This window comes from Marinomonas vulgaris (assembly GCF_018145875.1).
Classification (GTDB): Bacteria; Pseudomonadota; Gammaproteobacteria; order Pseudomonadales; family Marinomonadaceae; genus Marinomonas; species Marinomonas vulgaris.
On the sequence record NZ_JAGSSV010000040.1, the window covers coordinates 1 to 8,425 of the forward strand.

Below are 8,425 nucleotides of genomic sequence, written 5' to 3' on the forward strand. Positions count from 1 at the left end.
GTGAGTTGATGTGACATGGTCAGGCTCGAAGGTTAAAAATGAATTGTCTCATGCGCGGGACTTATTCGCATCTTCCTAAGTCACTTAACGCTAATTCTTGGCCGATCAGCGGTAAAATGGGCTGGTTATAATAGAGATTGGCTGCAGTGGCGGAAACAGCAGCAGCAATTAAGAAGATCAGCTTATTACTGATGCCTAAAGGTTCGTGGTAGGTGTTAGTTTGCATAGGTGACTCGATTTAGTCTGGGTTAACGATAGAGCGTGATCTTATGAAGATTCGATATATAATAGAAATGTTATGTTTTGATTAGACTTATACAGATTGGGTATAAATGGTATGGAACTTAAGCCTTTAAAAAGTTTTGTTACTGTGGCTACGCTGAAAAGCTTTTCTGCCGCTGCCCGTGAGCTTAATACGGTGCAACCGGCGATCAGTCGACATATCGCCAGCTTAGAGGATGAGCTTGGAGCAAGGTTATTTATTCGTAATACTCGTGATGTGAGCATTACGTCTGCTGGTTTGCAGCTTCTTCAAGATGCCAATGCATTGTTAAAACAGGTAGAGAACACAAAGCGAAGAGCTCAAAAAGCGGCACAAGGGGAGCTAGGGTCATTAAGAATAGGCTACCTTCCTTCGGCTTGTTTGACCTTTATACCCGAGCTGGTTAAGCAGTTTCATCGTCGGTATCCTAATGTGGACATAAGTTTGTTTGAGATGACAGCCTCCGCGCAAATCGCAGCTTTTGACCGTGATGAAATCGATGTGGGTATTTCAAGACCACTGCCTAAAGAGCGACAAATGCAATTTAGAAGCCAGTTTTTGTATACGGATTACTTATCAATTGTGGTGCCAACGGATCATGCATTAGCAGATCGTGAGTGGGTTACTTTCGAAGATATCAAGCAAGAGAGTATTATCTTGTTTCAGCGGGAAGAAGCCGTAGGCTTGTTTGATAGCATTATAAACCTTTGTCAGAAAAATCAGTTTTCACCAAAGATCTCTGCCCAGCCTAAGCATATGCAAACCATGCTTACCATGGTGGCCGCAGGTTTAGGAGTGGCGATCGCACCAACCTGTATTGCCAAGCTCTATACCCAAGGTTGCCGCTTTATTGGCATTCAGAATGACGACAGTAAGGTACTGACACAAATCCACTTTGACGGAGTTAAGCTAACGCCGACGGCATTGGCTTTTACCGAGATTGCAATGGCGGCAGCTCAGCAGATTCAACGGGATATGACCTTAGAATGAACTAATTAGCCTGCAGCACCTCGCGGAAAATGATGTTGGGCGTTAGCTAACAGTGAACTAGGGAATTTAAACTATCAAGCAAATTTGTAGTGCTCATATTCCGTTACGTCCACCGATAACTTAGTGAGCCTCTCGCCACAGTAAGGGCAGAATGTCACAGGAATAGACACTTGCTCGATTACTTGTCCTTCATGCTCAAGGTTGTGGTTGTTTTCTAGGTCTTCTTCAGTCGCTATTTTAGAAATTGTTAAGAAAATATCATTATCAAATGACTCAAAATAGGCTTCGTTACCAGAAATGGTAGGACAAATGTGCATTGTATACCCATATTTTGTTCGTTTAAAAACGTGAGGTGCCGCTTGTGTTCCTGAGAGAGCCTGGTATTGGGAAAATGCAAACCAGTCCTTCCATGAGACAACACATTTTAATCTTTGATACTCTTTATTAAAACATGGGAAGGCTTATTTGCACATCTCAAAACCTCTTAGAGCTTTTCTAGTGGCGTTTTCGGTATTGGCTATAGTCATTGCTACCTACGAGTATAAGGCCGCCATAAGGCTTCTGATTAAATCTCTTTTGATTACCTATACCGTAAGCGCTTAAACAACCACATTCTTACAATACCAAGGTAAAAGTGCTTCGATGTCTGCCAGACTTTATGCATTAGGAAGTGCCTTAAAGATCTGCTTTAACCAATCGTATTCATTAAGACCGTTGGCTCTAGCTGTTTCGATTAGACTGTACAAGTTAGCGCTGGCGGTTGCTCCTGTTTGGCTTTTACTAAAGAGCCAGTTTTTACGTCCAATAGCGTAAGGACGTATAGCTCGTTCTGCCGCATTATTTTCTATCGGGTAATGGCCTTTTTTCACGTAGCCAGTGAGCCGATCCCACTGAATATTTAGATATAACAAAGTCATACCGCTCGACGTTTATCCGGAGGCATGTCTTTGGTTTGTTGTTCAATACCGTATAGTTTTTGATGTAATTAAGCCCTTGATCAGCCTTTCCTATTTTGCCTTTAGGCTGTACGCCTTTGGCTTCTTTAAACTTTCGTCGGGCATGAACCCAGCAACCTAAACACGTTATCTGGTATTCATCACTGGCTTTTTGATACCACTCATAGCCATTGATCACGATGGCTGGTGTCTGAGGATAAGAGGCGCAATGGAACTGACTGGGCACGGCTGTTACTGTAGTGGAACACACACGAAGATTGAGTGCCTGTGCTAATAAAATTGTCGTGATCCTCAATCGCCTCATCTAAATTCAAATGGATGCGACGATCCTTACCAGCCAAACCAATCAGCCCCTGTAGAACTCTGAATCTCTGTTCATAACGAAACTCCATAAGCAATCTTTTTAAAATAGTAAAAGGGACAGCTACCCCCCTATTTCCACAATACTATTCTTTTGGGAATTGTCGTCAACCTCCCAAAAAGAGAAAAGCGAGCGCGAATTTTGATTTTTTTAGCCGTTTCTCTCCTCCTTCCTCCCAAAGGGGGACGGTGAGGCAGAGGTGGTCTGCGGTTTAACAAGGAAAGAAACGGTACAGCGTTAAACAAATCAATTTCCTCCCTGGAGTGGCTGGTATTTACCGATCAAACCTTCATAGAGTCGATTTGAGCTTGTTTTGATTGATTTGCTTTAAGGTATGGGTGTTGAAAAAAAACGCCCTAAAGAGCCTTAAAGGGCTTTATAGAGTTTTGGAAAAACTGCTCGATTCTCCAATAGTAATGACAGCAATGACTTCTGCTCTTACCATTCATGTGGAAATTTTACTTTTACTCCCAGTATATTTTGGGAGGTTCACAGCAAATTCCATGATTTTATTGGTGCTTGATATGAGGTCGAACAAAGCGCAGTAGCAGACTTTTAGGACTCACTGATTACTACGAATACCGCTGTCTTGCTAGAACCACTGACTAACAATGAAAAAGATTCTTAACAGCCTCTTGAGAGGCTCTTACGATTTAATCCGTCAGGATTTTAGTTAAGTTACATTCCAAGGCAGCTAAAAAACATCGCAACAGACTCATGGGAGGCTCTTAGTAGTCTCTTTTTGAGTATAGACCGCGAATTTGAGCCTGGTGCATCTCTGGATCGCGTGCTTTCGCTTTATTTTTAGTCGAGCTAGCCGCCTCGATAATAGTCGCGTCGACAATTGTGCCTTCTTTTAGATAAATCCCAGCGCTAGACAACCACTTGTTAACCTCTTTGAACAGCTGACGGGAGAGCTTATGCTTTTCCAGTAAGTGTCTAAAGTTCATGACGGTTGTGTGATCAGGGATTGAACTGTCCAACGACAATCCAGTGAACAAACGCATGGACGTGATTTCATAGAGCGCATCCTCCATAGCAGGATCGCTTATGTCGTACCAATATTGCATGCAGTGAATGCGAAACATCGTAGACAGCGGGTACGGTCTTCTTCCTTTTCCAGCTTTGGGGTACAAAGGTTCAATCATGGCTTCAAGCTGGCCCCAAGGCATCAATTCACCCATCCGAGAAAGGAAAATTTCTTTGCGTGTTTTACGACGCTTGTTGTTGAATTCGCTGTCGGAAAAAGTGAGTTGATGTGACATGGTCAGGCTCGAAGGTTAAAAATGAATTGTCTCATGCGCGGAACTTATTCGTATCTTCCCTAACTGATTATTCCAGGGCTGACAAAAGGCAATATCAAATTGACGTGTTTTAATTGTTTGGCTGAATAATGTTTCCGCAAGCTTGAAACTGTAATAGTGAAAATAAGCACTGTAATGTGATTGTCTTGCACGGAAAATGTTTTTTTACACTATTAATGGTTTTTAACAATAATGCTATTTTGCGCTATAATGTCAGAAATCAGACACATTAACGGAAATTAGCAATATTATGGAAATCGACAGGAAAAGTAATGCAGCTCTCTTGAAGATGATAGGTGAGAGATTCTTACAGGCGCGGCTGAATGAAGGACTAGAGCAACAGGAGTTGGCAGATAAAGCTGGTGTAAATGTCTCAACTGTGCAGAGCTTAGAGAGCGGTAAACGAAGCGTTGGAATGATAAAGGTGTTAGCTGTAATGCGTGCATTAGGTAAGTTGCATGAAATAGAAAACTTTATGCCAGAGCCTCCAGTGAAGTCGGCAGCTTTACTAACAGCAAGAAATGAAAAGCGTAAGCGTGTATCAAAATCTAAAAGCAAAAAAGAGCCGTCAACGGGTTTCGAGTGGAATAAGACGATTCAACAATTAAATGGAAATAAGGACAGGTAATGGCAAAGTTGATCGAAAAGGCTGATGTATACCTGTGGGATACATTAATAGGTTCAGTCACTTGGCAAAGGGGGATGGGGTTCTTTGAGTATTCAAAACACTTTCAGCGTTCAGGCATAGAGTTGTCACCAATTAAAATGCCATTAAGCGACAAGTCTTATTCATTTAGTAGTTTATCAAAAGAAACCTTTAAAGGTTTGCCGGGAATGTTGGCCGATAGTTTGCCAGACAAATTTGGTAACCGATTAATTGACCAATGGTTAGAGCGCAATTCTCGCGATCCAGAATCATTCAGTCCAATAGAGCGTCTTTGCTATATCGGCTCTCGTGGTATGGGGGGATTAGAGTTCAAGCCAACTGTTGGTAAGCTCAAAGAAAGCGTATCTGAGATTCAATTAAGTGAACTTGTTGATTTGGCGAATGAGGCGCTCCAAGAAAAGGCTGAGTTGAATGCGACATTTGATCATGATAATCAGGGTGAGAGACGCGAAACGATTGAGCAAATTATTTTAGTTGGTACATCAGCTGGTGGTGCGCGAGCAAAGGCAGTTATTGCTTGGGATAAAGAAACGAATGTCATAAAAACTGGTCAAGCCCCAGCGGGTGACGGTTTCGATTACTACTTGTTAAAGTTTGACGGTGTTGATGCTAATAAAGATAAAGAGTTGCTTTCAGATCCGAAAGGCTTTGGTTTACTTGAATACGCTTATTACCTAATGGCCGAAGAAGCTGGCGTTAAAATGAATGAATGTCGTTTGTTTAAAGAAAATGGCCGTTCTCATTTTATGACCAAGCGCTTTGACAGACTCAATGGTGGTGACAAGATTCATATGCAATCGCTGTGTGGTATGGCTCACTATGATTTTAATGAATCTGGTGGCTACTCTTATGAGCAGGCGATAGGTGTTATGCGTGAGATTGGTTTATCAGCAAAAGAAATTGAACAGTTCTATTTGCGGATGGTGTTCAATGTGGTGTCTGTTAACCAAGATGATCATACAAAGAATATTTCATTTTTAATGGATCAGTCTGGTGTTTGGACGCTGTCGCCGGCTTACGATATCACTTATAGCAATGGTGCTGGATGGACAAGTAAGCATCAAATGACCATTAATGGTAAAACACGAGATATTCAGTTAGACGATTTATTGGCTGTGGCGCATTTTGCTGACATTAGTAAGGCTAAAGCTAAGAAGATAATAAAAGCTGTGGTGGAGACGGTTTCTAATTGGTCGGATTATGCAAAAAAATCCGGCTTGGTGGACTTTGGTGATATGGATAAACTTGTGGCCGAGGTTGCTCAAGCTCATCGCCTGTACTTGGGAGAAGGTTTATAATCTTAAATAAGAGGCAAACTGTCGAAAGTACAATATTTGTTCCGATACTTAGAAAATAGCAATGGCTGAGTTGTTGGCTCAATGTTCCGACACCTAGGGAACATGCGATCAAGTCGAGCTGAGCGCCTTAACATTCTGAAAAGCCCAATGTCAGTCAGTAATGTGGCCGTTTTATCATTTTTCTACTGCTAAACAAGATAATTGAACCTTGTTTAGCAGTTTGTAAACGGATTAACCCCTTGTGGCTCGGATCATCTGATCAACTAGAAACACGTTTGCATTAGTAAACAGCATGGCGAGCTTAAAGTCATTTTTAGCCACCCGCGATAAATAGCTTTTCTAAAATCAAACTGACACTTGATGATTCTAAAGGGGTGTTCGACTTTTTCTCGAATACTGGCTTTGATATATTCCGTTCGGATGGGCTGTTTATTTTTTCTAGGGTGTTTTTTTAAGATTCTTATTTTGCTCGGAATCCGCAATCAACCAGTCTGCTTTGACTCCTTTTAACTCTTCTCTCTTTAAAGCACCATGATAGCCAGAATCCGCCGAGACAAAACACTCTTCGTCATGAAGAAGATTCGCTCATGAACGTTGGCCGCCGTTGTGCTCACGCTGTTAGTTAACTCCGTTCTAGCGTCAACACCAATATGGGCTTTTAAGCTAAAGAACCACTTAAAGAGCTAAAGTCAGCATATTCAGTAGTTCTGATGGAATGTACCTGGTTCTGAAGTGTCCTGTTATGTTACCTAAAGCAGAGTTCCTAATTTTCTTGCAGAGTCGGAAATAAATCTTTTCGTGTGAATTCTCTTGGCTATTCGTATTTTCTAAATATATACAGTATATTTTGGTGAGTTATGCGTATTACTTATTTAGGCGTGTCGGAGTCGTTGGATTTTATCGCGGCAAATAGTGTGCGAATTCCACTTTATATTGACTCTGTGTCGCTCACCCGAGCGCGACGTTCTATGTTCGTGCTCAGGGTGATTCGATGATAGAAGAGGGCATACATTCGGGTGATGTGTTGGTAGTTGATCGTTCGCTAACAGCGCGTCATGGTGACATTGTGATTGCTTGTATTCATGGGGAATTGACAGTGAAGACCTTGGAGTTGGAACCCAATGTGTTGCCTTGTCCGAAAAATAAAGCCTATAAAGCCATTTATATTACCGAAGAGTCTGAGTTGGAAATTTTTGGTGTGGTAACAGGCGTGATTCGTAAATACGAGCGTCATTAATGCAGACTGTCTTCGCTTTGGTCGATTGCAACAACTTTTATGCAAGTTGCGAGAAGTTGTTTCGACCAGATTTAAAGTACACGCCAGTTGTGGTGTTATCAAATAACGATGGTTGTATTGTTGCACGATCTAAAGAGGTTAAAGCGCTGGGTATTAAAATGGGCGTGCCGATGTTTCAGGTCCAGGATGAGATAAGAAAGCATGGCATTGTGTGCTTTTCGTCTAATTACGCTCTGTATGCCGATATGTCAAACCGAGTGATGTCTATTTTAGAAGAGGAATCGCCACGGCTGGAAGTCTATTCTATCGACGAAGCCTTTATTGATTTAACGGGTGTTACTAATGTGACTGATTTGCTGACGTTCGGTAAACAAGTTAAAGCCAAGGTTGATAAGTGGACAGGCATTACGGTCGGTATTGGCATAGCACCAACCAAAACGCTAGCGAAACTGGCCAATCATGCGGCGAAGAAATATCCGGCAACGGGTTCGGTAGTAGATTTGTAACCATCCGGCCACTACACCCAGTATCTTCATTTAAGTGTCCACTTGTTTTTTAGTGGACACTTAGTCTTCTGATTTATAATGGCTTCGTTTTGGGTGGGTGTGCTTAGGTCAATGTTCCATGGTAAGAGTTCATCGACTTTATTGATTGAGTGTTGTCCTATGCGTTTTAATACTGCTGTGAGATATTGATTCGGATTAATATCATTTAATTTCGCTGTACCGAGAATGGTATACAGTACTGCAGCTCGTTCACCGCCGGCTTTAGAGCCTGCGAACAAGTAATTTTTTCTACCCAGTGCAATAGGACGGATAGACCGCTCCGCCGAGTTGTTATCAATAGCCGCACGACCATCTTGGATATTTGTGTGGAAAAAGCGCTGACGCATAGACAAGATGCATCCAAGGAAGGTATGACTTCCATGGATGCATATTTAGTGCTAGTTAATTTTCTGATTGCACCACAGTGTTAGTGTTTACATCCTGTAAGTGGCACTTATGCCAACAGTTCGAGATTGTCCAACGGAAGATGTGCTGCTTCGGTCTAAATAAATAATATCTTCATTGGTCAGATTTTTGATATAGGCATCCAAGGTTAAGTCATCTAGCTCATACTTCACTCTAGCATTGCTTACTATGTAGTCTCCTGCTTTGTACTCTTCTTCATTATCAAGATCGGAGTAATACTCACTAACATAGGTTGCATCAGCACCTAATGACCAATTATCACCAATGAACTTTGTAAAGCCAACCATGATATTAAGGTCTGGACGGCGTTTTTCAAGGTAGTTGTCGCCTAAAATAATTAAGCAGCGTCTTTATGTTGCTCTGGATTTAATTCCACATC

The 8,425-nt window shown here is 41.8% G+C and carries 11 protein-coding genes and 4 pseudogenes; 6 read left to right on the forward strand and 9 right to left on the reverse strand.

What is annotated here, in order from left to right; genetic code table 11:
- Positions 1–61: 61 nt before the first annotated feature.
- Entirely contained in the window at positions 62–226 is a 165-nt protein-coding gene (locus J9B83_RS15235; protein WP_211537662.1) for a hypothetical protein, read from the reverse strand.
- A 111-nt stretch (positions 227–337) separates the two neighbouring features.
- Here J9B83_RS15235 and J9B83_RS15240 point away from each other — a divergent pair, with 111 nt between their 5' ends.
- On the forward strand, positions 338–1,252 hold the full coding sequence (locus tag J9B83_RS15240; RefSeq protein ID WP_211537663.1) for a LysR family transcriptional regulator: 915 nt from the start codon (positions 338–340) through the stop codon (positions 1,250–1,252).
- A gap of 74 nt (positions 1,253–1,326) precedes the next feature.
- On the opposite strand, the gene J9B83_RS15245 is transcribed toward J9B83_RS15240, so the two are convergent.
- The 5 genes and pseudogenes from J9B83_RS15245 to J9B83_RS15260 all read right to left on the reverse strand — a co-directional run.
- Positions 1,327–1,569, reverse strand: a complete 243-nt coding sequence (locus J9B83_RS15245) for a hypothetical protein (RefSeq protein WP_211537664.1) — start codon at positions 1,567–1,569, stop codon at positions 1,327–1,329.
- Positions 1,570–1,908: 339 nt separating this feature from the next.
- Positions 1,909–2,169, reverse strand: coding sequence for an IS66 family transposase (locus J9B83_RS15250; protein WP_211537665.1), 261 nt, complete (start codon positions 2,167–2,169; stop codon positions 1,909–1,911).
- Entirely contained in the window at positions 2,090–2,458 is a 369-nt protein-coding gene (locus J9B83_RS16105) for an IS66 family transposase (protein ID WP_407944031.1), read from the reverse strand. Before J9B83_RS16105 ends, J9B83_RS15250 begins: the two co-directional genes overlap by 80 nt.
- Positions 2,370–2,600 (reverse strand): hypothetical protein, encoded by a 231-nt coding sequence (locus J9B83_RS15840; protein WP_236037349.1) that lies wholly within the window; start codon positions 2,598–2,600, stop codon positions 2,370–2,372. The genes J9B83_RS16105 and J9B83_RS15840 overlap by 89 nt, the downstream gene beginning before the upstream one ends.
- A gap of 730 nt (positions 2,601–3,330) precedes the next feature.
- A pseudogene (locus tag J9B83_RS15260) lies at positions 3,331–3,834 on the reverse strand (IS5 family transposase); the annotation flags it as partial.
- 289 nt (positions 3,835–4,123) lie between these two features.
- Between J9B83_RS15260 and J9B83_RS15265 the strand changes: the two are divergent.
- Both J9B83_RS15265 and J9B83_RS15270 read left to right on the forward strand, forming a co-directional pair.
- A complete protein-coding gene (locus J9B83_RS15265; RefSeq protein ID WP_211537667.1) occupies positions 4,124–4,501 on the forward strand; it encodes a helix-turn-helix domain-containing protein in 378 nt (125 codons plus the stop codon).
- Positions 4,501–5,838, forward strand: a complete 1,338-nt coding sequence (locus J9B83_RS15270) for a type II toxin-antitoxin system HipA family toxin (protein ID WP_236037350.1) — start codon at positions 4,501–4,503, stop codon at positions 5,836–5,838. The genes J9B83_RS15265 and J9B83_RS15270 overlap by 1 nt, the downstream gene beginning before the upstream one ends.
- Positions 5,839–6,069: 231 nt before the next feature.
- Here the strand turns inward: J9B83_RS15270 and J9B83_RS15845 are convergent.
- Positions 6,070–6,515, reverse strand: a pseudogene (locus J9B83_RS15845) (transposase); the annotation flags it as partial.
- A 180-nt stretch (positions 6,516–6,695) separates the two neighbouring features.
- Here J9B83_RS15845 and J9B83_RS16140 point away from each other — a divergent pair.
- The 3 genes and pseudogenes from J9B83_RS16140 to J9B83_RS15280 all read left to right on the forward strand — a co-directional run.
- Complete coding sequence (locus J9B83_RS16140; RefSeq protein WP_456238178.1) at positions 6,696–6,833, forward strand: hypothetical protein; 138 nt, start codon at positions 6,696–6,698, stop codon at positions 6,831–6,833.
- Entirely contained in the window at positions 6,830–7,075 is a 246-nt protein-coding gene (locus J9B83_RS16145) for a S24 family peptidase (RefSeq protein ID WP_456238179.1), read from the forward strand. Before J9B83_RS16140 ends, J9B83_RS16145 begins: the two co-directional genes overlap by 4 nt.
- Positions 7,075–7,578: pseudogene (locus J9B83_RS15280) on the forward strand (Y-family DNA polymerase); the annotation flags it as partial. The gene J9B83_RS16145 and the pseudogene J9B83_RS15280, both read left to right, overlap by 1 nt.
- 29 nt (positions 7,579–7,607) lie before the next feature.
- On the opposite strand, the pseudogene J9B83_RS15285 reads toward J9B83_RS15280, so the two are convergent.
- Together J9B83_RS15285 and J9B83_RS15290 are read right to left on the reverse strand one after the other, a co-directional pair.
- Positions 7,608–7,937, reverse strand: a pseudogene (locus tag J9B83_RS15285) (transposase domain-containing protein); the annotation flags it as partial.
- A 117-nt stretch (positions 7,938–8,054) separates the two neighbouring features.
- Positions 8,055–8,333: a TonB-dependent receptor gene (locus tag J9B83_RS15290; protein WP_236037351.1), complete on the reverse strand. Its 279-nt coding sequence runs from the start codon at positions 8,331–8,333 to the stop codon at positions 8,055–8,057.
- Positions 8,334–8,425: the final 92 nt, after the last annotated feature.

What these genes read in the sequence shown, in the direction of transcription:
- J9B83_RS15235 (WP_211537662.1), bottom strand. Translation starts at nt 226, where the DNA reads ATGCAAACTAACACCTACCACGAACCTTTAGGCATCAGTAATAAGCTG.
- J9B83_RS15240 (WP_211537663.1), top strand. Translation starts at nt 338, where the DNA reads ATGGAACTTAAGCCTTTAAAAAGTTTTGTTACTGTGGCTACGCTGAAA.
- J9B83_RS15245 (WP_211537664.1), bottom strand. Translation starts at nt 1,569, where the DNA reads ATGCACATTTGTCCTACCATTTCTGGTAACGAAGCCTATTTTGAGTCA.
- J9B83_RS15250 (WP_211537665.1), bottom strand. Translation starts at nt 2,169, where the DNA reads ATGACTTTGTTATATCTAAATATTCAGTGGGATCGGCTCACTGGCTAC.
- J9B83_RS15840 (WP_236037349.1), bottom strand. Translation starts at nt 2,600, where the DNA reads ATGGAGTTTCGTTATGAACAGAGATTCAGAGTTCTACAGGGGCTGATT.
- J9B83_RS15265 (WP_211537667.1), top strand. Translation starts at nt 4,124, where the DNA reads ATGGAAATCGACAGGAAAAGTAATGCAGCTCTCTTGAAGATGATAGGT.
- J9B83_RS15270 (WP_236037350.1), top strand. Translation starts at nt 4,501, where the DNA reads ATGGCAAAGTTGATCGAAAAGGCTGATGTATACCTGTGGGATACATTA.
- J9B83_RS16140 (WP_456238178.1), top strand. Translation starts at nt 6,696, where the DNA reads ATGCGTATTACTTATTTAGGCGTGTCGGAGTCGTTGGATTTTATCGCG.
- J9B83_RS16145 (WP_456238179.1), top strand. Translation starts at nt 6,830, where the DNA reads ATGATAGAAGAGGGCATACATTCGGGTGATGTGTTGGTAGTTGATCGT.
- J9B83_RS15290 (WP_236037351.1), bottom strand. Translation starts at nt 8,333, where the DNA reads ATGGTTGGCTTTACAAAGTTCATTGGTGATAATTGGTCATTAGGTGCT.